The sequence below is a fragment of the Rhizobium aethiopicum genome (assembly GCF_900094625.1).
GTDB classification, from domain to species: Bacteria; Pseudomonadota; Alphaproteobacteria; order Rhizobiales; family Rhizobiaceae; genus Rhizobium; species Rhizobium aethiopicum.
Map to the genome: position 1 here is coordinate 57,293 of NZ_FMAJ01000010.1, position 24,291 is coordinate 81,583.

Genomic DNA, 24,291 nt, shown 5'->3' on the forward strand with positions numbered 1-24,291 from the left:
TCTTCATAAATTCTTTATATTTCAATATGTTATCCCGAGCCACGAATCTGGCACGTCCTTTGAATGTCTATCGCCGGTCGCTGTTCAGGAAGGTCAGCGGCAAGGAGAGTCGGCTCCGCGCCGAGGATAACGAAGGATGGGAAACCAGATGAAAATTGTGATGGCTATTATCAAGCCGTTCAAGCTCGATGAGGTCCGCGAAGCCCTTACGGCGATCGGCATTCAGGGCCTTACCGTAACCGAGGTAAAGGGCTACGGGCGCCAGAAGGGACATACCGAGATCTATCGCGGCACTGAATATGCCGTCAGCTTCCTGCCGAAGCTCAAGATCGAAATCGCGGTTGCATCGGAACTGGTCGACAGGGCGGTCGAGGCTATCGCGGCGTCGGCCAAGACCGGCCAGATCGGTGACGGCAAGATTTTCGTCTATTCGATCGATCATGCCGTGCGCATCCGTACGGGCGAAACCGATTCAGAAGCGCTGTAAAGAACGGCAGATCAAGGAGCTTAATTCCAATGTCAATTTCGAAGTTTTCCTCCACCTTTGCGCGGGCCAGCGCAGCAACGGCCGCGCTTTTCGCGCCTGCCGTCGCCTTTGCCCAGGAGGCTGCGCCCGCTGCTGCCGCCGCTGCTGCTCCTGCTCTCACGATGGACAAGGGTGACAATACCTGGATGCTCGTCTCGTCGGCGCTCGTCCTTCTGATGACCATCCCTGGCCTTGCGCTTTTCTACGGCGGTCTCGTGCGCGCCAAGAACATGCTCTCCGTGCTGATGCAGGTCTTCATGATCACAGCCGTCGTGGCACTGCTCTGGGTAACCTACGGCTATTCGCTTGCCTTCACCGACGGCGGCTCTCTGAACAGCTTCGTCGGCGGCTTCTCCAAGGCCTTCCTCGCCGGCGTCAACCCCTCGTCGCTGGTCGAGACCTTCTCGAAGGGCGTTGCGATTCCCGAATACACCTTCATCGTCTTCCAGATGACCTTCGCCTGCATCACGCCCGGCCTCATCGTCGGCGCCTTCGCCGAGCGCATCAAGTTCTCGGCCGTCATGCTCTTCGTCGTGCTCTGGGTCACCTTCATCTACTTCCCGATGGCGCATATGGTCTGGTTCTGGGGCGGTCCGAGCTCCTACACCTCGCCGGCCGGCCTGATCTTCTCTTACGGTGCAATCGACTTTGCCGGCGGCACGGTCGTTCACATCAATGCCGGTATCGCCGGTCTTGTCGGCGCCATCATGCTCGGTAAGCGCACGGGCTATAAGAAGGAAATCATGGCCCCGCATTCGATGACGCTGACCATGGTCGGCGCCTCGCTGCTCTGGGTCGGCTGGTTCGGCTTCAACGCCGGTTCCAACCTCGAAGCCAACGGCTATGCATCGCTCGCCATGATCAACACCTTCGTCGCGACGGCCGCCGCCGCCGTATCCTGGTGCATCGTCGAAAGCCTCGCCCGCGGCAAGGCTTCGATGCTCGGTGGCGCTTCCGGTGCCGTCGCCGGCCTCGTCGCCGTCACCCCGGCTGCTGGCTTTGCCGGGCCGATGGGCTCGATCGTTCTCGGCCTCATCGTCTCGCCGGTCTGCTACTTCTTCGTCGACGTCGTGAAGAACAAGTTCAACTACGACGACAGCCTTGACGTCTTCGGCGTCCATTGCATCGGCGGCATCATCGGCGCTCTCGGCACCGGCATCCTCGTCAACCCGGCGCTCGGCGGTGCAGGCATCGTCGACTATTCGACGGCCGATTTCGCCGCCACCTATGCCGGCACGGCAACTCAGGTCTTGAACCAGGCGAAGGGCGTTCTCACGACGCTCCTGTGGTCAGGCATCGGTTCGGCGATCCTCTTCAAGATCGTCGACGTCGTCATCGGCCTGCGCGTGAGCGTCGAAGCCGAGCGCGAAGGTCTCGACCTCGCGACCCACGGCGAAGCCGCCTATCACTCGTAACATCGGCTTTGGGCGCCCGGTATGAGGGCGCCCTGTATGGCCCGTCGCGGCGCTAACCATGAGCCGCTCTTGGCCCGAACCTTCAACGGTTCGGGCCTTTTTTCATTTCATCGCCGGGAATGGGCACGCCGGCACGCATGGTTAACATCGCTTTAACCCGACTCTGGTTAGGTAGAGCGGACGCATTTGGCATGGCGAGGCTTCGGCGATTCGCATGCCCTCAGGCATTGGACGGGTTAGACACATGGCAAGAAGCACGTCGCCGGCAATGGATGGCCGTCCGGATCGGTTCTCCTTCTCGGCATTCATGCTGCGGCAGATCCAGGCACTCATCGGCTTTGCGATCTTTCTGCTGCTGGCGTTCTCAGTCGCGGCGCTGGCGACATGGAACGTCGCCGATCCGAGCTATTCCTACGCTACCGCCAATCTGCCGACGAATATTCTCGGCTACAGCGGCGCTGCCTTTGCCGACATAGTCATGCAGTTCCTGGGGCTTGCCAGCGTCGTGTCCATACTGCCGATCGTCGCGTGGGCGCTGACGATGATCTCTGGCCGTCGCTTCGACCGTATCCCCGCCCGCATCGGCGCCTGGCTTGCCGGCTCTGTGCTTTCCTCAGCCGTCATCGGCTGTTTCCCGCCGCCGCTCACCTGGCCGATCCCGAACGGTATCGGCGGCGTCATCGGCGACATGATCCTGCGCTTTCCCGCACTTTTCGTCGGTGCTTATCCCACCGGCACTTTCGCCATGGTCGTCGGCTGCATCTTTGCAGTGCCGACCGCGTGGATGATGCTCTTTGCGTCGGGCCTTGTCGGCCGCAGCGAGGCGGATGACGAAATCGAGGACGATTATGTCGAGACGAGGAGCAAGGCGCGGGTCGTCGGAGACGAGGACGAGGAAGATGACGAGTCGCGCTGGGTTGCTTTCAGCGGCGCCATGACACATGCCTGGTACATGAGCCAGGGCCGGCTGCGCCGGCTCTTCGGCATGGGACCGCGCAAGCGACGCCAGGGCGATTTCGAGTCGCCCTATGATTTCAACGATGATGAGTTCGGCACGCTGAACGAACCGGTCCGCGCCAAAGCGCCGGCCGGCCGCGGGGAGCGCATGGAGCCGTCGATGGAACCGCGAGCGGCTTCGTCCCGCCGCGTCGCCGCCCCGCCGTCGCTTTCCATCGACGACGAGGATGAGGATGACGATCCGCCCTTCGACGCCGACATGCCGCCGCGCCCGGCCGACATTCTGCCCGACGATGATGACGATGACTGGATGATCCGCGCGCCGGCGAAAGCCGCCGGCAAGCCGGAGCCTCGCGTCGTGCCTGCGATCGCGCGTCCGAAGCCCGGCGCCCGTGGCGAGCGGGAAGCACAGGGTTCGTTCATTCGTCCGGAGGGGTTCCAGCTTCCCTCGATGCATTTGCTCGCTGAGCCCAGGAACGTGGTGCGAGATTCGACACTGTCGGCCGATGCGCTGGAGCAGAATGCCCGCATGCTCGAGGGCGTGCTCGAGGATTTCGGCGTCAAGGGCGAGATCATCCATGTCCGTCCCGGCCCCGTCGTCACCCTTTACGAACTGGAGCCGGCGCCCGGCATCAAGTCGTCGCGCGTCATCGGCCTGGCCGACGATATCGCCCGCTCGATGAGCGCCATTGCCGCCCGCGTTGCCGTCGTGCCGGGCCGCAATGCGATCGGCATCGAACTGCCGAACCAGACGCGCGAGACCGTCTATCTGCGCGAATTGATCGCGTCGCGGGATTTCGACGGCAGCAAGGCCAAGCTCGCCATGGCGCTCGGCAAGACCATCGGCGGCGAAGCCGTCATCGCCGACCTTGCGAAGATGCCGCACCTGCTCGTCGCCGGCACCACCGGTTCGGGCAAATCGGTGGCCATCAACACGATGATCCTGTCGCTGCTCTACCGCATGACGCCGGAACAGTGCCGGCTAATCATGATCGATCCGAAGATGCTCGAACTCTCCGTCTATGACGGGATTCCGCATCTGCTTTCGCCTGTCGTCACCGATCCGAAGAAAGCCGTCGTCGCGCTCAAATGGACGGTGCGCGAGATGGAAGAGCGCTACAAGAAGATGTCGAAGATCGGTGTGCGCAACATCGACGGCTTCAATACGCGCGTCGAACAGGCGCTGTCGAAGGGCGAGGTTATCTCCCGCACGGTGCAGACCGGCTTCGACCGCCATACCGGCGAAGCCATGTACGAGACCGAGGAATTCGACCTCAGGCCGATGCCCTATATCGTCGTCATCATCGACGAGATGGCCGATCTGATGATGGTTGCCGGCAAGGACATCGAAGGGGCGGTCCAACGCCTGGCGCAGATGGCGCGTGCGGCGGGCATCCACGTGATCATGGCGACGCAGCGACCGTCGGTCGACGTCATCACCGGCACGATCAAGGCGAACTTCCCGACCCGCATCTCCTTCCAGGTCACGTCGAAGATCGACAGCCGCACCATTCTCGGCGAACAGGGCGCCGAACAGCTGCTCGGCATGGGCGACATGCTCTACATGGCTGGCGGCGGGCGTATCCAGCGTGTCCACGGTCCGTTCGTTTCGGATGTCGAGGTGGAAGAGATCGTCTCTTACCTGAAGACGCAGGGTTCGCCGCAATATCTCGACGCGATTACCGCCGATGATGACGAGGACGGCGATTATGGCGGTGGCGGCCCGGCAGGCACGTCGAACCTTTCGGAATCGGAAGATCCCTATGATCAGGCCGTCGCCATTGTGTTGCGCGACGGAAAGGCTTCGACCTCCTACGTCCAACGCCGACTCGGTATCGGCTATAACCGCGCCGCCTCGCTGATCGAGCGTATGGAGAAGGAAGGCATCATCGGACCGGCCAACCATGCCGGCAAACGAGAAATCCTCGTTCCGACCGAGGGTGACATCCTCGACCGCTGAGACAAGCGCCATATATTTCTGGTGGGGCCGCTTTGGCGGAAACGTGATGGCATTAACGCCGGTCTCTTTTCGTGCGCCGATCGCAACGCCTTGAAGACGCCGCCTTTCGGCGGCATCCAGATCGCATAAAGGAGATTTAGATGCGTAACTCCGATTCCTTCCTCTCCGGCCTGGCGATGACGCGCCGCGATCTTCTCGGCGCTTGTGCCGTTGCTGCGGTCGCTAGCACGGTCCCCTTGGCCGCCATCGCGCAGGCGGCAGCGCCGGCCTCCGGCACGGCGCAGGCAATCGCCGATCATTTCTCCGGCGTGACGACGATGCAGGGCGAATTCGTCCAGTTCGGTCCGCGCGGCGAACAGACCGGCGGCAAGTTCTTTATCCAGCGCCCGGGCAAGCTGCGGTTCAACTATGACGACCCGTCGCCGATGAGGGTAATCGCCGACGGCAAGAATGTCGCCATCGGCAATAGCAAGCTCAAGACCTGGGATCTCTATCCGCTCTCCAAGACCCCGCTCAGCCTGCTCCTGGCGCAGCGTATCGACCTTTCCGCCGGCATGGTGAAGGGCGTGAAGGAGGAGTCGGACCTGACGACGATCTCGCTCGGCAACAATACGGTGTTCGGAAACTCGACCATCACCATGATGTTCGATCCGAAGACTTACGACCTGCGTCAGTGGACGATCACCGACAACCAGGGCAAGGATACGTCGGTGATGATCTTCAACGTCAAGACGGGCGTGCAGTTCGACGACCGCGTCTTTCGGGTGCCTTACGAAAGCATTCCGGGCACGGCGGCTTCACGCGACTGAATCCTTTTCGGTTGATCTCCGGCCGCTTTTGCAAGCGGCCGGTTCCCTCACGTGTGCCTTTGTTCTAAAGCCCTTTCATGAAAACGCGCCAGGGTCGAGCCACTGTTCTGTGGTTCGGCTGGCAGGCGTGATCGGATGCAAGAGGGCATGGGCATGGGCTTTTCAATCACCACCTGGAACATCAACTCGGTGCGGTTGCGCATGCCGATCGTTGAGCAGCTCGTTCTCAAGCACAGGCCGGATATTCTCTGCCTGCAGGAGACCAAGGTACCGAACGAGCTCTTTCCGGCCGCGCCGTTGCGGGCCATGGGTTACGATCACATCATCATCCACGGCCAGAAGGGCTATCATGGCGTGGCGATCGCCTCGCGCATCCCGCTGACGGAGGATCACCGGCAGGATTATTGCGGCGTCGGCGATGCCCGCCACATATCGGCGGTGTTCGAGCGCGGCAATCGCCGCATCCGGCTGCACAATTTCTACGTCCCGGCCGGCGGCGACGAGCCGGACCGCACGATCAATCCGAAATTCGGCCATAAGCTCGATTTCATCGAGGAGATGAAGCTCTTGAAAGCCAATGGCGAGGCCAATACGTCGGCCATCCTGGTCGGTGACCTCAATATCGCGCCACTGGAGCACGACGTCTGGTCGCACAAGCAGCTGCTGAAAATCGTCAGCCATACGCCTGTCGAAACCGACGGGCTGCTCGAGGTGATGAAACGCGGCGCCTGGCTCGATCTCATGCGCCAGCACGTGCCGGCCAGCGAGAAGCTTTACACCTGGTGGAGCTACCGCGCCAAGGACTGGGAGGCGGCCGACCGCGGCCGCCGACTCGACCATATCTGGTCGTCATCGGATCTCGGGCCGCATCTCCAGCGGATCGAGATCCTGAAGGAGGCGCGCGGCTGGGACCGGCCGTCGGACCACGTGCCGGTGACGGCGCATTTTGATTTCTGATGGCAATCAACTAAAGCGGTGGAACTGGCTTGCGGCCTTTGCCGCAAGTTCCGCCAGGTTGTCGCGGATGCGGTTTTCGATCAGCCGTGCCGCGTCGGGATATTCCTCGAGCAGCCGATGAAAGAGGGCGCGGGTGATGCGGATGATGCCGGTGTCCTCGCGTGCGATCGCGGTGAACTTGCGCTCCACCAGGGTGACCAGCGCCAGCTCGGAAATCAGTGTTCCCGGCCCGGCGACTGCCTCCGCCCGGTGCATGCCGTCGCTGCTCGTCGTGCTGAGTTCCAGACTGCCGCTCAAAATGACATAAGCGCTTTCGGCCGGCGAACCCTGACGAAACAGCATTTGGCCGGCGGCGATCATGCGCCGGTCGGCGCCGAAGGCGATCAGCCGCAACTGGTCCTCGCTCATGTCCCTGAACAATGGAAGCTGCGAGAGCAGATGAATGTCGTCAGTCAGCGCCATCAGGGCTTTTCGCCTTAGAGCAATTCCAGCAAAAGTGCCTGGCCTCTTGCCAGGCAATGCGTGAAACGCTTTTGCCGGGAACTGCGTGAAAACAAGAGATAGAGCATTCCGTGATTCGGAGAAAACGGAAATGCCCTAGGGTATGATCTTGTAGCCGCCGTTTTCCGTCACCAGGATTTCGGCATTGGACGGATCGCGCTCGATCTTCTGGCGCAGCCGGTAGACATGGGTTTCCAGCGTGTGCGTCGTCACGCCTGAGTTATAGCCCCAGACCTCTTCAAGAAGCACGTCGCGGGTGACGACCTTCTGTTCGGCGCGGTAGAGATAGCGGATGATCGCCGCTTCCTTTTCCGTCAGCCGGATCTTCTGGCCATTGTCGGTTGTCAGCAGCTTCTGACTCGGCTTGAAGAGATAGGGGCCGACGGTAAAGGTCGCGTCCTCGCTCTGCTCGTGCTGGCGCAATTGTACGCGGATGCGCGCAAGCAGCACGGCGAAGCGGAAGGGCTTGGTGACATAGTCATTGGCGCCGGCTTCGAGGCCGAGGATCGTGTCCGAATCGGTATCGTGGCCGGTCAGCATGATGATCGGCGCCTTGAAGCCGCCCTTGCGCAAGAGCTTCACCGCCTCGCGGCCGTCCATATCGGGCAGGCCGACATCCATGATCAAGAGGTCGACCGGCGTCGAACGGGCGGTCGCAACACCCTTGCCGGCGTTGGCTTCCTGCAGAACCGTGAATTCCTCATAAAGCGACAATTGCTCCGTCAGTGTCTGGCGAAGGTCCTCGTCGTCATCCACCAGAAGAATGGTTCGTGCGGTCATGCCGTTGCGTCCTCAAAGTTAAGTCCCCTAGTCCTACGCCAAATTGCAGCTTTGGCAAGGATCGGCCGGCGGGGCTGTTGCCCGGCAGGATTTCATATGATTTCAATTAAGTCCTCAAGCAATGCAAGACATGCGAGAAAAATGGAAAAAGCAAGGCGGAGCCAGCGGATGAGGTCATCCACCATCGTGGTGCGCCCGGCGCCGGGGAAGAAGAGCCGCGCGATCGTCCGCTTCGGCGCGATCACTGTGCCTGCCGCGATCGGCCGCTCCGGCCGCACCATCATGAAACGCGAGGGCGACGGCGCCACGCCGATCGCATCGATGAGGCTGATATCAGGCTTTCGGCGCGGCGAGCGGAACGGCCATCTTTCGACTGCACTTTCCCTACGCCGCATCCGCGCCGACATGCTCTGGTGCGACCAGCCCGGCAACGCCAACTATAACCGCCTTGTCCGGGCGCCGTTCGGCGCGAGCCATGAGGAGATACGGCGCAGCGACGGGCTCTACGATATCTGCCTGGTGATGGACTGGAACATCTCCTCGCGGGCGCGCAATCGCGGCTCGGCGATCTTCTTCCATCTCATCCGGCCAGGTTATGAGCCGACGGCGGGCTGCGTCGCCGTAAGCCTCAGCGACATGCGCCGCCTTCTGCCCCACCTTCGCAAGGGAACGATTGTCCGGGTGCTCTGATTGTTTTGCGGAAGCGCCCGCCTATATGCTTTTGGTGACCGAGCGCTCAGGCTGAAACGCGTTCAGGGACGTCCGTGGATCCGCGGGCGCAATTCATGCCCGTCCATTTTTCAAACTCCCGGAGATATATTGTGACCGCTCAACCCATCATCACTTTCCATGACGGACATTCCATTCCGCAGGTCGGCCTCGGCGTCTGGCAGACGCCGCAGGAGATTGCCGCGCCGACGGTGCGCACCGCCATTGCCGCGGGTTATCGCCATATCGATACGGCATCCGGCTACGACAACGAAGAGGGTGTCGGTGAAGGCATCCGCTCCTCCGGTCTCGACCGCAAGGACATCTTCGTCACCACCAAGCTCAGGAACACCGATCAGGGCTACGACAATACGCTGCGCGCTTTCGATGGCAGCCTGAAGAAGCTCGGTTCCGACTATGTCGACCTCTATCTCGTTCACTGGCCGTCGCCGCATCGCGGCCTCTACACCGAGACCTGGAAGGCCTTCGTGCGCATCCGGGAAGAGGGCCGGGCCCGCTCGATCGGCGTGTCGAATTTCTATCCCGAACATCTCGAGCGCATCATCGGCGAGACCGGCGTCGTTCCGGTCATCAACCAGATCGAGCTGCATCCCGACTTCCAGCAAAGGGCGGCGCAAGACGCTCACCAGAAGCTGAACATCGTCACGCAATCCTGGAGCCCGCTCGGACAAGGCAAGTTCATCTCGAACAAGCTCATTGGCGAGATTGCCAAGAAACATCAGAAGACGCCGGCCCAGGTGATCATCCGCTGGCACATCGATACCGGCCTCGTCGTCATCCCGAAGTCGGTGACGCCGTCGCGCATCGAGGAGAACTTCCAGGTGTTCGATTTCAAGCTCGATGCCGAGGACATGGCGGCGATCGCCACGCTCGACAGCGCCTCCGCCCGCATGGGGCCAGATCCGATGACGGCGTCCTTCTGATCGGAGTTGCGGTCAATACCGCCGATCGGCTGTCGACGCCGCAATGGAAGAAGCCGCCCGATGCGCTGAGACGCACGGGCGGCTTTCTGTTTCATGCCGTCGAACGGGTCAGTTCCACTCGCGGATATCGACGAAGTGCCCGGCGATCGCGGCGGCGGCCGCCATGGCCGGAGATACGAGATGCGTACGGCCCTTGAAGCCCTGGCGGCCTTCGAAGTTGCGGTTGGACGTGGAGGCGCAACGCTCGCCCGGCTTCAGGCGGTCGTCGTTCATGGCGAGACACATGGAGCAGCCCGGCTCACGCCAGTCGAAGCCGGCGGCCTTGAAGATCTTGTCGAGGCCTTCGGCTTCCGCCTGTTCCTTGACGAGGCCGGAACCCGGAACGATCATGGCGTTGACGGTCGAGGCGACGGTCTTGCCCTCGACGACCTTGGCGACGGCGCGCAGGTCTTCGATGCGGCCGTTGGTGCAGGAACCGATGAAGACACGATCAATGCTGATATCGGTCATCGGCGTGCCTGGCTTCAGGCCCATATAGTCAAGCGCACGCCACTTGGAGGCACGCTTCGTCTCGTCCTGGATTTCATCCGGGTTCGGCACGGTGCCCTGAACGGAGACGACGTCCTCAGGCGAAGATCCCCAGGAGACGATCGGCGGCAGTTCGGCGGCGTTGAGCTTGACGATCCGGTCGAAATGAGCGCCTTCGTCTGATTTCAGCGTCTTCCAATACGCGATCGCCTGTTCGAGCGCCTCGCCCTTCGGCGCGCGCGGCTTGCCCTTGATATATTCGAAGGTGATCTCGTCAGGGGCGATCAGGCCGGCGCGGGCGCCGCCTTCGATGGACATATTGCAGATCGTCATGCGGCCTTCCATCGACAGAGCGCGGATCGCTTCGCCGGCATATTCGATGACGTAGCCGGTGCCGCCAGCAGTGCCGATCTCGCCGATAATGGCGAGAACAATATCCTTGGCGGTGACGCCTGCCGGCAGCTGGCCATCGACCTGCACCAGCATGTTTTTGGCCTTTTTCTGGATCAGCGTCTGGGTGGCGAGAACGTGCTCGACCTCAGACGTGCCGATGCCGTGAGCGAGCGAGCCGAAGGCGCCATGCGTGGAGGTATGGCTGTCGCCGCAAACGATTGTCATGCCGGGCAGGGTGAAGCCCTGTTCCGGCCCGATGATGTGGACGATGCCCTGGCGCTTATCGTTTTCGGAATAATATTCGACGTTGAATTCGGCGGCATTCTTGGCGAGCTGCTCGACCTGAATGCGGCTTTCCTCGTTCTTGATGCCGAGATGGCGGTCGGCCGAGGTCGGAACGTTGTGGTCGACGACAGCAAGCGTCTTCTCCGGGGCGCGGACCTTGCGGCCGGACATGCGCAGGCCTTCGAAAGCCTGCGGCGAGGTTACTTCGTGGACCAGGTGGCGGTCGATGTAGAGAAGACAGGTTCCGTCTGCCTGCTCGTCGACGAGATGATCGTCCCAGATCTTGTCGTAGAGGGTACGCGGTGCGCTCATGGCGTTAAGTCCGTTTTTGAAAGCTTTGGAAAATCGGAAAAAGCGGATCAGGCTCCGCCGGCCGTCATTCGATCAACGAAGTCGGCTGTTGAGCGCACCGGATACGCAAGCAAAGAACCGTGCCGGCAGGCGATAATGATCCTGCAGCACGAAAATATGCGCACCAATGCAACTGAACTTGGATTCCATGGCGCTGGATATAGCGATTTTCGATCGAAACGGCAATTCGAATCGTGAGGCGCCTTACCGTCGCGGCATCTGCTTCATCTTCTTCTCGATCCGCCGCAGCGCCAGCGATAGGCCGATCGTCAGGATCAGGTAGATATAGGTGACGATCGAATAGGTCTCGAAGAAGCGAAAAGAGCCGGAGGCATAGACCTTGCCCATTTGCGTGATGTCGGCGACGCCGAGAACGGAAACGAGGGAGGAATCCTTCACCATCGAAACGAAGTCGTTGGAGAGCGGCGGGAAGATCACCCTGATCGCCTGCGGGAAGACGACAAGCCGGAAGCGGCGGTAGCGCGACAGACCGAGCGACTTGGCTGCCTCGATCTGGCCGATATCGACCGATTGGAAGCCGGCGCGGAAGATTTCCGCAATGAACGAGGAATAGCCGATCATCAGTGCGATGATGGCGCGCCACATCAGCGACAGGTCGCGCACGAGGATCGGCTCGGCAATACCTGATTTCACCAAGGGTGTGATCATGAGGTTATAGGCCGTCACGAGACCGGGTGCGCCGACGAAGGCGACGTAGAAAAGCAGCACCAGGATGGGGATGCCGCGGATGATCTCGATGTAGAAGCGGGCGATCTGGCGCAGCACGATACTGTCGGACAGGCCAAGCAACGCGATGCCGAGACCAAGCACTGTCGCCAGCATAAAGGCGACCAGTGTCACGAACACGGTAATGCCGGCGCCATTGACGACGGTCCGGAAGACCTGCGTGTAAATGTCGTTGGTGACGATGACGACGGCGAGTACTACGCCTATCAGTATGAGGAGGGCCAGCCACCAGGGGCGGTCTTCCTTCTCCTGTCGCGGGAATGGTTGCGGCGCCATTGCTCGGGGGATTATTCGCCCATCTTGTAGTCGAGGAACCACTTCTTGTTCAGCGCATCGAAGGTGCCCTCCGCCTTCAACGCGGCGATGGCGGCATTGACGGGGGCGACGAGATCCGAACCCTTCGGGAAGATGAAGCCGAAGTCTTCGGTGCCGAGCGGTTCGCCGACCACCTTCAGGGCGCCGTTCGAGGAATCGACGTAGCCCTTGGCAGCGACGCTGTCGGTCAGGACTAGATCGACGTCGCCGGTCTTCAGGGCCTGAACGGTTGCGCCGAAGGTTTCGAAAAGCTTGATCCGCGGGTTCTGTTCGTTGCCGTCGAGGATTTCATAGACGGCGGTGTAGAAAGGCGAAGTACCCGGCTGGGCGCCGATCAGGCCGTCGTTGAAGGCGCCAAAGGACTTGGCATCGGTGAAGCGTTTTTCGTCGCCGCGCACCAGCATGAACTGCTGCGAGCGCATGTAGGAATCGGAGAAGTCCACCTTCTGCTTGCGGTCGTCCTTGATGGTGATGCCGGTCATGCCGATGTTGTACTGGCCGTCGGAAACCGCCTGGATCATCGCGTCCCAGCTGGTGTTCTGGTATTCGACCTTGAAGTTCAGCCGCTTGGCGATCTCGTTCATCGCATCATATTCCCAGCCGATCGCCTTGCCCGATTTCGGATCGACGAACTGCAGCGGCGGATAGGCATTTTCGGTAACGACGACGACGCTCTTGCCGCCAAGATCGGGCAGTTCGGCGGCCGATGCGGTCAGGGGCAGAAGAGCAAGGGCGGCAAAGCCAGCAAGAACGGTACGACGGAACAACATTGAACGGTTTCCCAAATTGAACGGCAAAAACTGTCACGGAAGATAGGTGTGAGGCAAGGCCGCCGGCTGCATGGGGGCGCAAAAAATAGAAAAGGCGGCCCGAAGACCGCCTTTCCACAAACAGAATTTTGCGCAGATATTATTCTGCTGCAGCTTCCGCTGCGGCAGCTGCTTCAGCAGCAGCCTTGGCTTCCGCAGCTTCGGCTGCTGCCTTCTCGGCGGCGAGCGCCTGGGCGGCTGCGACCTTCTCGGCTTCGATGCGTGCCTTTTCCTCGGCGACAGCGGCGCGCTCGGCGTCGTTGAGCTTGCGGGCGCGAACGCCGGTGTCTTCAACGATACGAGCGGACTTGCCGCGACGGTCGCGGAGGTAATAGAGCTTGGCGCGACGGACCTTACCGCGGCGAACGACGTCGACGCTTTCGATCATCGGCGAGTAAACGGGGAATACGCGCTCGACGCCTTCGCCGTAGGAGATCTTGCGGACGGTGAAGTTTTCCTGCAGGCCGCCGCCGGAGCGGGCGATGCAGACGCCTTCGTAGGCCTGCACGCGGGTACGGTTGCCTTCCGTGACCTTCACGTTGACGCGGACGGTGTCGCCCGGGGAGAATTCGGGGAGGGTGCGCTTGGCTTCGATCTTGGCGGCCTGTTCGGCCTCAAGCTGCTGAATGATGTTCATCGTCTTAACCTTTGGTTCTTCTGAAACAGCCAGAGCGCTCGACACGGATCCTTTGGTCTCGCCTCAGGATTTTGCCCTTTCAGGGCTGGAGCGGATTCGCCATTCTTTGTTTGCTGGCAGACGGGGCTAACCCCATTTCCGCGTGCGCCAATACACCATAGGCCGGGGCTTGTCATCCCTCGCGCGACGTTTTTGTGAAAAGGCCGGCGGAATCGGCCGTTTTTCTCGTCTTACAGGGCCGCGCATCGTTCAGATGCGCAAAAGGACGCTGCAACACTTTGAATCCGCGCATCGTCCTTTGCAAAATCGATTAGGACTTTTGGGCGGATGCGCCGGCCCTTTCGAGCAGATCCGGCCGTCGCTCCCCAGTCAGCCGCAACGCCTCCTGGTGACGCCATTTCTCGATGGCGCCGTGGTTGCCCGACGTCAGAATCGCGGGAATGTCGCGCCCTTCCCATTCCTGCGGCCGGGTATAATGCGGATGTTCGAGCAGCCCGCCTTCGAAACTTTCGTGCAGGCCGGAAAGGTCATTGCCCATGACGCCAGGCAGAATGCGGATGATCGCATCGAGCAGGACCAGCGCGGCCGGCTCGCCGCCCGACAGCACATAGTCGCCGATCGAGACCTCTTCCAACCCGCGCGCCTCGATCACCCGCTGATCGACGCCCTCGAAGCGACCGCAGACGATGATGACGCCGTCACCCGCCGCGAGTTCGCGCACGCGCTGCTGCGTCAACGGCCGGCCGCGCGGGCTCATCAGCAGGCGCGGACGGGCGTCGTCTTGCGAAGCACTGTCGATCGCGCGAGCGAGCACATCGGGTTTCAGCACCATGCCGGCGCCGCCGCCAGCCGGGGTGTCGTCGACGGTGCGGTGCTTATCGGTGGCGAAGTCGCGAATCTGCACCGCATCCAGCGACCATTGCCCGCGCTCCATCGCCTTGCCGGCGAGGGAAAAGCCGAGATGCCCCGGAAACATTTCAGGATAGAGCGTTAGCACGCTCGCCCGGAAGGCCATCGGCGTCACTTCTTCTTTTTCGGCTTATCGGGGGTGAATTGCGAAAGCTCGGGGTCGTCGACCAGTCCGGCCGCCAACGGATCGATCAGCAGCGTCCCGGCTTCGAGATCGATCTCGAGCACAGAGGCTTCGGAGAAGGGAATGAGAACCGGGCGTTTGCCCGGGCCCTTGAGCTCCAGGAGATCGCCGGCGCCGAAATCGAAAACGCCGGTGACCATGCCGTAGCTGACGCCCTTGTCATCAAGCGCTTCGAGGCCTTCGAGATCGGCATAGTAGAATTCGTCGTCCTCAAGCTCTTCGTCGGGCAGGTTGTCGCGCTCGATATAAAGTTCCAGCCCGTTCAGCGCCTCGGCGGCGTTGCGGTCGTTGATGCCGCGGAAACGAACTACGACGACGTTTTTCGTCTCGCGGATTTCGAGGACTTCGAAGCTGCGTCCGTCCATGCTGTGCAGATGGCCGTAATCGCCGAGCGCGGCCGGATCGGCCGTATAGGCCTTGGCGCGCACTTCGCCGCGCAGGCCTTGCGCGCCGCCGATCGTCGCCATCAGAACGGGGTTTTCGAGCTTTGTCATGGGTTCCTTCATGTGAAGCCGGAAAGACAGGCTTCTCATAAACGAAGTGCGGGCGATTGGAAACGAAAACGGGCGGCATGTCGCCATGCCGCCCGCTCGATCGACGGATGTCCCGATTATTCCGCGGCGTCGGCAGCAGCAGCTGCGGCGTCGGCGATCTTCTGAGCCTTTTCGGCGGCACGCTCCTGGGCGCGCTTGCCAGGCTTTGCCTTGACCGGGTTGTTCTTGGCTTCGCGCTTGGCAACGCCCGCTTCGTCGAGGAAGCGCAGAACGCGGTCGGTCGGCTGGGCGCCGTTGTCGAGCCAATGCTTGATGCGCTCGGCGTTCAGCTGAACGCGCTTCTCGTCGTCCTTGGCGAGCATCGGGTTCCAGGAGCCGAGGTTTTCGAGGAAGCGGCCGTCACGCGGGCTGCGCGCATCGGCGAGAACGACGTGGTAGTACGGACGCTTCTTGGAGCCACCGCGGGCGAGACGAATTTTCAGTGCCATGTTCTTTACTCCTTAGGCTTTTCTTGACCGCTTCGTAGGGCGGTATGGTTATCGGGCTGCGGCGCTCTGTTCAGCGTGGTCCGCAGCGATCTGCTCATGATGCCGGATGACTTCCTTGATGACGAAGTTCAGGAACTTCTCGGCGAAATCCGGATCCAGATTGGCGGCTTTCGCCAGCTGGCGAAGGCGTTCGATCTGGTATTCCTCGCGCGCCGGGTCGGCCGGCGGCAGATTATATTTGGCCTTCAGCACGCCGACCTCTTTGGTGCAGCGGAAGCGTTCGGCCAGCATGTGCACGAGAGCGGCATCGATATTGTCGATCGACTGACGATAGCTCGCGAGCTGGGCTTTGACTTCTGGATCAATCATGGGGCAAGCGATCCTTTCACTTCTTCTTCGGCAGGCCGGGCAATCCCGGGAAACCACCGCCAAGACCCGGCAGCTTGGCGCCGCCGAGGCCCGGCAAACCACCCGGCAGACCGCCGAGACCGGGCATACCCCCACCCGGCTTTCCGAGCCCCGCCGCTTCCGCCTGCTTCTGCAGGGCTTCGAGCTGACGGGGATCGATATTCGAGAGATCGGGCATGCCGCCCATGCCGCCGCCGCCAAGCCCCATCTTGCCGGCAAGGCCGCCCATCATCTGCTTCATCAGGCCGCCTTTGCCCTTGCCGCCCATCATCTTCATCATGTCGGCCATCTGGCGGTGCATCTTCAGAAGCTTGTTGATGGCGGCGGCATCGGTGCCGGAGCCCGCGGCGATGCGCTTCTTGCGCGAATGCTTGAGCAGGTCGGGATTGGCGCGCTCGGCCCTGGTCATCGACTGGATGATGGCGATCTGGCGGCCGAAAAGCTTGTCGTCGAGACCGGCGGCGGCCATCTTGTCCTTCATGCCGGCCATGCCGGGCATCATGCCCATGATGCCGCCCATGCCGCCCATCTTCTGCATCTGGCGCAGCTGGTCGGCGAGGTCGTCGAGGTCGAATTTGCCCTTGGCCATCTTGGCGGCCATGGCGGCCGCCTTCTCGGCGTCGATGTTTTCGGCCGCGCGCTCGACGAGCGAAACGATGTCGCCCATGCCGAGGATGCGGTCGGCGATGCGGCGGGGATGGAATTCCTCAAGCTCGCTCATCTTTTCGCCGACGCCGATCAGCTTGATCGGCTTGCCGGTGACGGCGCGCATCGAAAGGGCCGCACCGCCGCGGCCGTCGCCGTCCATGCGGGTCAGCACGAGGCCGGTGATGCCGACGCGTTCGTCAAAATTGCGGGCGAGGTTGACGGCGTCCTGGCCGGTGAGGCTATCGGCGACCAGCAGGATTTCATGCGGGTTCGACTTTTTCTTGATGTCGGCCATTTCGACCATCAAGGGCTCGTCGATATGGGTGCGGCCGGCGGTGTCGAGAATGACGACGTCGTGGCCACCAAGCTTGGCCGCCTGCACGGCGCGGGCGGCGATATCGGTCGGCGACTGGCCTGCGATGATCGGCAGCGTGTCGATATTGGTCTGGGCGCCGAGCTGGCGAAGCTGCTCCTGGGCTGCCGGACGGCGCGTGTCGAGCGACGCCATCAGCACCTTCTTCTTGTCGCGCGTCGACAGGCGATTGGCGATCTTGGCCGTCGTCGTCGTCTTGCCCGAGCCCTGCAGACCGACCATCATGACGACCACCGGGGCCGGTGCATGCAGGTCGATGCCCACGCCTTCGCCACCGAGCATCTCGATCAGTTCGTCATGGACGATCTTGACGACCATCTGGCCGGGCTTGATCGACTTCAGGATCTCGGCGCCGACGGCCTTTTCACGCACGCGGTCGGTGAAGGAACGCACGACGTCGAGCGCGACGTCGGCCTCCAGCAGCGCACGGCGAACCTCCCGCAGCGCTGCGGAAACATCGGCTTCCGAAAGCGCGCCACGGCCTGTCAGTCCATTCAGAATGGATCCAAGACGGTCCTGGAGGTTTTCAAACATCGGCTCTTCCTTATACGTTTCGGGCGGGTTCGATATGCCCGGAAACGTCGTGCTTTTCCGTGACGAAAACAAGACGCAAAGCCAAAAAGCACCCGAGGGCGCATCGCGCTGTCGGGTGTTGACCTCCGGGATCTCGAAGTCCCGGTCGGCGGCTCGGAGTCATGCGGCTCGTCGCGGATTGGGCGCGATAAACAGGAAAGCAGCGGGAAAGTCAAGGCGAATGCGGAGAGACGACCGCATGGGGGCTTTCGAAGCCATGCGACAGGGTGCGAGACGTTATAATTTCCGCTCGAAGTCCAAATTAGCTATACAGCCCCGTTGCAAAATATTCGGCTTACGATTCTACTTTCTTCTTAAGTGCATCCTGTAAAAATGATTCGTGAATATCCTTGATGCCGGATGATCCGGCGGAGATATCGAATGATCAATCCCGATATTGAAAGTTGGGCGCTGGCACGGGCCCATAATATTGTCCTGAACGAAGGCCTTAGTCTTGCAAAAGCGGCACAGGATCTGGACCGCAAACGGTCCCGCTCGCTGGTCTACGAGCTCCGAAAGGTCATTACCGCCGCCATCGTCGAGGCGCATTCAGCGTCGTTCGAGCCCGCGGCGAGCAAGATGGAAGCCGGACTGCCTGAAGCCTCGGCCGGCTGCAACGCCTGCATGACACCCACCCACTGGTAATTCCTTAGCGTTTCCGCCATATACAGCGGAAAGACGGACGGAATGATACCATGAGCGCAACGGTCGAATTCGCGAGGATGAACGGGCTTGGCAACAAGATCCTGGTCGTCGACATGCGCGGGCGGGCGGACAAGGTGACGCCCGCAGCGGCGGTGGCGCTCAATGCCGATCCTGAGACCGAGTTCGACCAGATCATGGCGATCCATGATCCGAAGGCCGACGGCACCGATGCCTTTATCGATATCCTGAACTCCGACGGATCGAAGGCGCAGGCTTGCGGCAACGGCACACGCTGCGTCGTGCAGGCGCTTGCCGCCGAGACCGGAAAGAAGGCCTTCACCTTCCAGACGGTCGCCGGCATTCTCAATGCCGTCGAACACGAGGATGGGACAATCTCCGTCGATATGGGCAGGCCGGTCTTCGATTGGGATAGGATCCCGCTGGCGGAAGAATTTCACGACACCAGCCGGATCGAGCTGCAGATCGGGCCGATCGACAGTCCGGTGCTGCATTCGCCATCGGCGATGTCGATGGGCAATCCGCATGCGATCTTCTGGGTGGACAGGGACGTGATGTCCTATGATCTCGCCCGCTTCGGGCCGTTGCTGGAAAACCATCCGATGTTTCCCGAGCGTGCGAATGTCACGCTGGCGCAGGTGACCTCGCCGACATCGTTGACGACGCGCACCTGGGAGCGCGGCGCGGGGCTGACGCTTGCCTGCGGCTCGGCCGCCTGTTCCGCCGCCGTCAGTGCGGCGCGCACCGGTCGCACCGGCCGCAAGGTGACGATCAATGTGGCGAGCGCCAAACCGCCGGCGACACTTTCGATCGAATGGCGCGAGCGTGACGATCATGTCGTCATGACCGGGCCGGCGGAATGGGAATGGTCCGGCCGGGTCGATCCCTCGACCGGTCTCTGGTCGCACGACGGTCCCCGAGAGGTCGAAGCGCAGTGAGCGGTGTCGAGGTCATTACCTTCGGCTGCCGCCTCAACACATATGAATCCGAAGTGATGAAGGCGCAGGCCGAAAAGGCCGGGCTCAACAACGCCATCCTGGTCAACACCTGTGCGGTGACCGGCGAGGCGGTGCGCCAAGCCCGTCAGGCGATTCGCCGGGCGCGGCGCGACAATCCGCACGCCCGCATCATCGTCACCGGCTGCGCCGCGCAAACCGAAAAACAGACGTTCGCCGCCATGGCGGAGGTCGACGCGGTGCTCGGCAACGAGGAAAAGCTCGCAAGCGCCTCCTATCGCAGCCTACCGGATTTCGGCGTTTCGGCCGAAGAGAAGCTGCGCGTCAACGATATCATGAGTGTCAAGGCGACGGCGCCGCAGATGGTCAGGCACATCGACGGCCATGTGCGCGCCTTCATCCAGGTGCAGAACGGCTGCGACCACCGCTGCACCTTCTGCATTATCCCCTATGGCCGCGGCAATTCCCGCTCGGTGCCGATGGGCGCGGTCGTCGACCAGGCCCGCAAGCTCGTCGACAGCGGTTATCGCGAGATCGTGCTGACCGGGGTCGACGCCACCAGCTATGGCGGCGATCTGCCGGGCGCGCCGACGCTCGGGCTGCTGGCGAAGACGCTGCTGAAGCAGCTCCCGGATATTCGCCGCCTCAGGCTTTCCTCGATCGACAGCATCGAGGCAGACGCTCATCTGATGGACCTCATCGCCGACGAGCCGCGTTTCATGCCGCATCTGCATCTGTCGCTGCAGCATGGCGACGATATGATCCTGAAGCGGATGAAGCGCCGGCATTCGCGCGCCGATGCGCTGCGTTTCATCGAGGAGGCGCGCCGGCTTCGCCCCGAAATGAGCTTTGGCGCCGATATGATCGCCGGTTTCCCCACCGAAACGGAAGAGATGTTCGCCAATGCCGTGCGGCTCGCCGAAGAGGCTGGTATCGCGCATCTGCATGTTTTTCCCTACAGCCCGCGTCCAGGCACGCCGGCTGCGCGCATGCCGCAACTCGACCGGTCGCTGGTCAAGGATCGCGCCGCACGGCTGCGCGCGACTGGACATAGGCTGCATCAATCCCATCTCGATGGCATGGTCGGAACCCGGCAGTGGCTGCTTGTCGAAAACAACGGCCTGGCGCATACGGAGAATTTCACGCTGGTCGCTGCCGCCGGGCTTCGTCCCGGTGAACTTGTGCCGGGGACGATCACCGGCCACAATGGCAAGCACCTCGACATGCAATTGACGGCCGCGGCGGCCTGACTTTTACGGAATCCCCATGGCGCTCAGTTTCATTAAAAAGGTCTTCACCTTCGGCAAGCCGGCTGACACGCCTGTGCCAGAGCCTGTGGAACGGGAGCTCGAGCCGCGCTCGCGCGACGAAGACCTGCCGATTGCGGATGATCCGGTTCTTCCCGAGGAAATGGATACGGCCGGCGGACCGGCTGCTGATATTGACGAGGGCGGGGTCGAGGAGACTGTTGCTGATGTCGAACCCTCGATCCTGCCGACTGCGGACCAGCTGAGCGATATCGGCGTCGTGCCGCTTTCATTGCTGGAGGCCGAGGCGGCAGCGGAAGTGCAGGCCGAAATCCAGGCGCCCGTCGAAACCGTTGCGGAAATACCCCCCTCCGTCTCTCCGGGACATCTCCCCCAAAAGGGGGGAGATCGTTCGGAGCTCAAGGCGCCGGCTCCGATCGAGGAGACCGCGGAAGCCGCAGACGCGCTTCCGGAAGAGATTTCGCCCGAGCTTGATGTGGAGCACGAGATTGCCGTTCAGCCGATCTCCCCTCCTGTGGGGGAGATGCCCGGCAGGGCAGAGGGGGGTATCACACCCGCCGAGCCTTCGGAGACGACCGCGGAACGGCCGAAGGCTGAATCTCCCATTCTCCCAAAAGGCTTCGCAACCGCCCCGAAGGTCGCCGAACCCGAACCGGTTGCCCTGCAGCCGAAACTCAGCTGGTTCCAGCGCCTGCGCAACGGCCTCGCGCGCACCTCCTCGCAACTGACCGGCCAGATCACTGCGCTCTTCACCAAGCGCAAGCTCGACGACGAGACGCTGCAGGATCTCGAGGACCTGCTGATCCAGGCCGACCTCGGCGTCGAGACGGCGCTGCGCGTAACCGATACGCTGGCGTCCGAGCGCTATGGCAAGGATGTGACCGGCGAGGATGTCAGCCGTATCATGGCGTCCGAAATCGCCAAGGTTTTGAAGCCTGTCGCCAAGCCGCTGCAACTCGATCTCTCGCACAAACCTCATGTCATCCTCGTCGTCGGCGTCAACGGCACCGGCAAGACGACGACGATCGGCAAGCTGGCTGCGAAGCTCTCCGGCGCCGGGCTGAAGGTGATGCTGGCTGCCGGCGACACGTTCCGAGCGGCGGCGATCGAGCAGCTGAAGATCTGGGCCGAGCGCACCAATTCCGAATTCATCGGCACCAAGCTCGGGGCTGACGCCGCCGGCCTTGCCTATGACGCCTTCGAACAGGCCAAGGCGAAAAAATGCGACGTGCTGATCGTCGATACGGCCGGCCGGCTGCAGAACAAGGCCGAACTGATGGCCGAGCTCGAGAAGATCGTGCGCGTGCTCGGCAAGCTCGATCCCGATGCGCCGCACACCGTGCTGCAGACGCTCGACGCCACGACCGGTCAGAATGCGCTGAGCCAGGTCGAGATTTTCCGCAATGTCGCCGGCGTCAACGGTTTGATCATGACCAAGCTCGACGGCACCGCCCGCGGCGGCATCCTCGTCGCGATTTCCGCCAAGCACAAGCTGCCGGTCTATTTCATCGGCGTCGGCGAGGGTGTGGACGATCTGGAGCCGTTCGAGGCCGAGGATTTCGCCCATGCCATTGCCGGGCTCGGGCAATGATGCCACAGATATGCCGCCGAAAGCCTGCAAGGGACGGTCGGGAAACGGGTTTTCAGCAATAGCAGGTTTGAAGAACGCATGACTACCGAAAGCGATATCACCCCGAGCGCGGCCGACCGCCATCATCCGATGCTGAAACTGGCACTGGAACTCGGGCCGCTGATGATCTTCTTTTTTGCCAATCTGCGCGGTCAGTGGCTGGTGGAAAGATTTCCCGCCCTTTCCGAACTGGGCGGCCCACTGTTCGTCGCGACAGGGCTTTTCATGGCCGCGACGGTGATTTCGCTTGTGGTTTCGAAGATCGTGCTCGGCCATCTGCCGATCATGCCGTTCGTCTCCGGCATCGTCGTCGTCATCTTCGGCTCGCTGTCGATCTGGCTGCAGAACGAGACCTTCATCAAGATGAAGCCCACCATCGTCAACACGCTCTTCGGGGTGGCGCTGCTCGGCGGGCTTGCATTCGGCAGGTCGCTGCTCGGCTACGTCTTCAACGCCGCCTTCCAGCTCGATGCCGAAGGCTGGCGCAAACTCACCAGCCGCTGGGGCGTCTTCTTCCTGTTCCTCGCTGTGCTGAACGAAGTTGTCTGGCGCAATTTTTCGGATGATACCTGGGTCGCCTTCAAGGTCTGGGGCACAATGCCGATCACCATCATCTTCACGCTGGCGCAGATGCCGCTGGTGCTGAAGCATAGCGTCAATCTGGAAACGGGCAGCGAAAAGTGAGCGCAGCGGACGCCGAATATCGCGTAAGACAGCAGACCTTCTGGTTGGTCGCCTGTCTCGCCGTTCTAGTTGCCCAGGTCGTCGCCGAATATCTGATGGGTCGCGTGCCGATCTGCGCCTGCGGCTATGTCAAGCTGTGGGAGGGCGGGGTCAATACCAGCGGCAATTCGCAGCATCTGTCGGACTGGTACACCCCGTCGCATATCATCCACGGCTTCCTGTTCTACGGCCTCGCCCACTTGGTCCTGCGCCGCAAGCCGCTGGCGGCAAAGCTGCTGCTGGCGCTGTTCATTGAAGCCAGTTGGGAACTGCTGGAGAATTCGCCTCTCATTATCGACCGCTACCGCACGGCGACGATCGCGCTCGATTATTACGGCGACAGCATCCTGAATTCGGCGATGGACACCGTCTTCATGTGCCTCGGCTTCTTCTTCGCCTGGCGCGCGCCGGTGGCGCTGACAGTGGCGATCGCCATCTTTTTCGAGATTTTCACCGGTTACGTGATCCGCGACAACCTGACGCTCAATGTCGTGATGCTGATCTGGCCGGTGGAGGCGATCAAGGTCTGGCAGGGTGGGGGTTGATTCCGCATTGCGGGAGGCCCCTCTCCCAAGAGAAACTTACGAGGCCGGCTTCCCCAACGCCTTTTCCATCGCCGGAAATAGCCCTTCCTTGAGGCTGATATCATCGAAGGGGCCGACCCGCTTGTAGAGGATGGTGCCGTCGGGGCCGACCAGATAGCTTTCCGGAATGCCGTAGACGCCCCAATCGATCGCCGCCTTGCCGTTCGGATCGACGCCGATCGCCTTAAAGGGATTGCCGAGTTCGCCGAGGAAGCGGAGCGCGTTCTCGTTCTTGTCCTTGTAATTGATGGCGACGATGTTCAGTCGGCCATCTTTCGCCAGTTCCTTCAGAATAGGATGCTCGTCGCGGCAGGGGATGCACCAGGAGGCGAAGACGTTCACGAGGGTCAGCTTGCCGATGATCGCCGCGTCGGTCAGCGGCGGCAGGTTGGCGCCTTCGAGCGGTGGAAGGTTCAGCGACGGCGCCTTGGTGCCGATCAGGGCGGAAGGAATTTCGGCAATGTTCTTACCGTGAAAATCCTGGTCGTAGAGCATCTTGGCAGCCGTCGCCGCAATGCCGCCGAACACGATCAGCGGCAGAAGCGCCAACGCATAGCGGCCAAATCCGCGTGGCTTGGCCCTTGTGTCGGGCGTCTCGATCATTCGCCGTCCTTTGGCCGCGCCGAACGGCGGCGGATGCCGGCGGCCTCGAGCGCTGCAAGCTCTCGGCGACGTGCCCGGCCGTCGGCCCAGGTCCACAGGATGATGGCGATCGTCACTACGGCGGCGATGCCATAGGATGCATAGACATAGAAGGCGTGGATCACG

At 61.8% G+C, this 24,291-nt stretch carries 25 protein-coding genes and 1 pseudogene; 13 read left to right on the top strand and 13 right to left on the bottom strand.

The annotated features are described in order from the left end of the window. Positions 1-136 precede the first annotated feature (136 nt). From GA0061105_RS20850 to GA0061105_RS20870, 5 genes are all read left to right on the top strand, one after another. On the top strand, positions 137-487 hold the full coding sequence (locus tag GA0061105_RS20850) for a P-II family nitrogen regulator (RefSeq protein WP_003543684.1): 351 nt from the start codon (positions 137-139) through the stop codon (positions 485-487). 29 nt (positions 488-516) lie between these two features. Continuing rightward, entirely contained in the window at positions 517-1,941 is a 1,425-nt protein-coding gene (locus tag GA0061105_RS20855) for an ammonium transporter (protein WP_092752580.1), read from the top strand. Positions 1,942-2,185: 244 nt separating this feature from the next. Continuing rightward, positions 2,186-4,858 carry a DNA translocase FtsK gene (locus GA0061105_RS20860; RefSeq protein WP_092752582.1) on the top strand — a complete coding sequence of 891 codons (2,673 nt, stop codon included), beginning with the start codon at positions 2,186-2,188 and terminating at the stop codon, positions 4,856-4,858. Between the two features lie 140 nt (positions 4,859-4,998). Next, positions 4,999-5,667, top strand: a complete 669-nt coding sequence (locus GA0061105_RS20865; RefSeq protein WP_064696601.1) for an outer membrane lipoprotein carrier protein LolA — start codon at positions 4,999-5,001, stop codon at positions 5,665-5,667. A gap of 153 nt (positions 5,668-5,820) precedes the next feature. Continuing rightward, positions 5,821-6,624 (top strand): exodeoxyribonuclease III, encoded by an 804-nt coding sequence (locus GA0061105_RS20870; RefSeq protein WP_064696650.1) that lies wholly within the window; start codon positions 5,821-5,823, stop codon positions 6,622-6,624. A 6-nt stretch (positions 6,625-6,630) separates the two neighbouring features. Here the strand turns inward: GA0061105_RS20870 and GA0061105_RS20875 are convergent, their stop codons facing one another. Next, positions 6,631-7,086 carry a cyclic nucleotide-binding domain-containing protein gene (locus tag GA0061105_RS20875; RefSeq protein WP_092752584.1) on the bottom strand — a complete coding sequence of 152 codons (456 nt, stop codon included), beginning with the start codon at positions 7,084-7,086 and terminating at the stop codon, positions 6,631-6,633. 135 nt (positions 7,087-7,221) lie between these two features. Continuing rightward, positions 7,222-7,905 carry a response regulator transcription factor gene (locus GA0061105_RS20880; protein ID WP_011427159.1) on the bottom strand — a complete coding sequence of 228 codons (684 nt, stop codon included), beginning with the start codon at positions 7,903-7,905 and terminating at the stop codon, positions 7,222-7,224. 168 nt (positions 7,906-8,073) lie between these two features. On the opposite strand from GA0061105_RS20880, the gene GA0061105_RS20885 reads away from it, so the two are divergent. Next, positions 8,074-8,595, top strand: coding sequence for a L,D-transpeptidase family protein (locus GA0061105_RS20885; RefSeq protein ID WP_092752586.1), 522 nt, complete (start codon positions 8,074-8,076; stop codon positions 8,593-8,595). Between the two features lie 131 nt (positions 8,596-8,726). Beyond that, entirely contained in the window at positions 8,727-9,557 is an 831-nt protein-coding gene (locus GA0061105_RS20890) for an aldo/keto reductase (protein ID WP_064696598.1), read from the top strand. A gap of 108 nt (positions 9,558-9,665) precedes the next feature. On the opposite strand, the gene leuC is transcribed toward GA0061105_RS20890, so the two are convergent. The 9 genes from leuC to ffh all read right to left on the bottom strand — a co-directional run bounded on the left by leuC (position 9,666) and on the right by ffh (position 17,660). Further along, positions 9,666-11,075, bottom strand: a complete 1,410-nt coding sequence (leuC, locus tag GA0061105_RS20895) for a 3-isopropylmalate dehydratase large subunit (RefSeq protein WP_092752588.1) — start codon at positions 11,073-11,075, stop codon at positions 9,666-9,668. Positions 11,076-11,318: 243 nt separating this feature from the next. Next, complete coding sequence (locus tag GA0061105_RS20905) at positions 11,319-12,137, bottom strand: amino acid ABC transporter permease (RefSeq protein ID WP_092752590.1); 819 nt, start codon at positions 12,135-12,137, stop codon at positions 11,319-11,321. Positions 12,138-12,148: 11 nt separating this feature from the next. Continuing rightward, a complete protein-coding gene (locus GA0061105_RS20910; RefSeq protein WP_092752592.1) occupies positions 12,149-12,946 on the bottom strand; it encodes a transporter substrate-binding domain-containing protein in 798 nt (265 codons plus the stop codon). Positions 12,947-13,085: 139 nt separating this feature from the next. Further along, a complete protein-coding gene (rplS, locus tag GA0061105_RS20915; protein ID WP_064696594.1) occupies positions 13,086-13,622 on the bottom strand; it encodes a 50S ribosomal protein L19 in 537 nt (178 codons plus the stop codon). Between the two features lie 310 nt (positions 13,623-13,932). Next, the gene (trmD, locus tag GA0061105_RS20920; protein ID WP_092752767.1) at positions 13,933-14,637 is read right to left on the bottom strand and encodes a tRNA (guanosine(37)-N1)-methyltransferase TrmD; all 705 of its coding nucleotides are present in this window, start codon (positions 14,635-14,637) and stop codon (positions 13,933-13,935) included. A 5-nt stretch (positions 14,638-14,642) separates the two neighbouring features. Continuing rightward, the gene (rimM, locus tag GA0061105_RS20925; protein WP_064696648.1) at positions 14,643-15,209 is read right to left on the bottom strand and encodes a ribosome maturation factor RimM; all 567 of its coding nucleotides are present in this window, start codon (positions 15,207-15,209) and stop codon (positions 14,643-14,645) included. 116 nt (positions 15,210-15,325) lie between these two features. Next, entirely contained in the window at positions 15,326-15,697 is a 372-nt protein-coding gene (gene rpsP / locus GA0061105_RS20930) for a 30S ribosomal protein S16 (protein ID WP_064696593.1), read from the bottom strand. A gap of 48 nt (positions 15,698-15,745) precedes the next feature. Next, positions 15,746-16,066, bottom strand: a complete 321-nt coding sequence (locus GA0061105_RS20935) for a chorismate mutase (protein ID WP_064696592.1) — start codon at positions 16,064-16,066, stop codon at positions 15,746-15,748. 16 nt (positions 16,067-16,082) lie between these two features. Then, on the bottom strand, positions 16,083-17,660 hold the full coding sequence (ffh, locus tag GA0061105_RS20940) for a signal recognition particle protein (protein ID WP_064696591.1): 1,578 nt from the start codon (positions 17,658-17,660) through the stop codon (positions 16,083-16,085). 399 nt (positions 17,661-18,059) lie between these two features. On the opposite strand from ffh, the pseudogene GA0061105_RS20945 reads away from it, so the two are divergent. The 6 genes and pseudogenes from GA0061105_RS20945 to GA0061105_RS20970 all read left to right on the top strand — a co-directional run. Beyond that, positions 18,060-18,266: pseudogene (locus GA0061105_RS20945) on the top strand (hypothetical protein); the annotation flags it as partial. 128 nt (positions 18,267-18,394) lie between these two features. After that, the gene (gene dapF, locus GA0061105_RS20950) at positions 18,395-19,300 is read left to right on the top strand and encodes a diaminopimelate epimerase (RefSeq protein WP_092752594.1); all 906 of its coding nucleotides are present in this window, start codon (positions 18,395-18,397) and stop codon (positions 19,298-19,300) included. Then, complete coding sequence (mtaB, locus tag GA0061105_RS20955; RefSeq protein WP_064696589.1) at positions 19,297-20,568, top strand: tRNA (N(6)-L-threonylcarbamoyladenosine(37)-C(2))-methylthiotransferase MtaB; 1,272 nt, start codon at positions 19,297-19,299, stop codon at positions 20,566-20,568. Before dapF ends, mtaB begins: the two co-directional genes overlap by 4 nt. A 16-nt stretch (positions 20,569-20,584) precedes the next feature. Further along, a complete protein-coding gene (gene ftsY, locus GA0061105_RS20960; RefSeq protein ID WP_092752596.1) occupies positions 20,585-22,177 on the top strand; it encodes a signal recognition particle-docking protein FtsY in 1,593 nt (530 codons plus the stop codon). Positions 22,178-22,255: 78 nt separating this feature from the next. Further along, entirely contained in the window at positions 22,256-22,900 is a 645-nt protein-coding gene (locus GA0061105_RS20965) for a septation protein A (RefSeq protein WP_092752598.1), read from the top strand. Beyond that, positions 22,897-23,484 carry a DUF2585 domain-containing protein gene (locus GA0061105_RS20970; RefSeq protein WP_092752600.1) on the top strand — a complete coding sequence of 196 codons (588 nt, stop codon included), beginning with the start codon at positions 22,897-22,899 and terminating at the stop codon, positions 23,482-23,484. Before GA0061105_RS20965 ends, GA0061105_RS20970 begins: the two co-directional genes overlap by 4 nt. Before the next feature lie 36 nt (positions 23,485-23,520). On the opposite strand, the gene GA0061105_RS20975 is transcribed toward GA0061105_RS20970, so the two are convergent. Both GA0061105_RS20975 and ccmD read right to left on the bottom strand, forming a co-directional pair. Next, positions 23,521-24,126 carry a DsbE family thiol:disulfide interchange protein gene (locus GA0061105_RS20975; protein ID WP_064696585.1) on the bottom strand — a complete coding sequence of 202 codons (606 nt, stop codon included), beginning with the start codon at positions 24,124-24,126 and terminating at the stop codon, positions 23,521-23,523. Next, positions 24,123-24,290 carry a heme exporter protein CcmD gene (ccmD, locus tag GA0061105_RS20980; protein ID WP_064696584.1) on the bottom strand — a complete coding sequence of 56 codons (168 nt, stop codon included), beginning with the start codon at positions 24,288-24,290 and terminating at the stop codon, positions 24,123-24,125. Before ccmD ends, GA0061105_RS20975 begins: the two co-directional genes overlap by 4 nt. Position 24,291 lies beyond the last annotated feature (1 nt).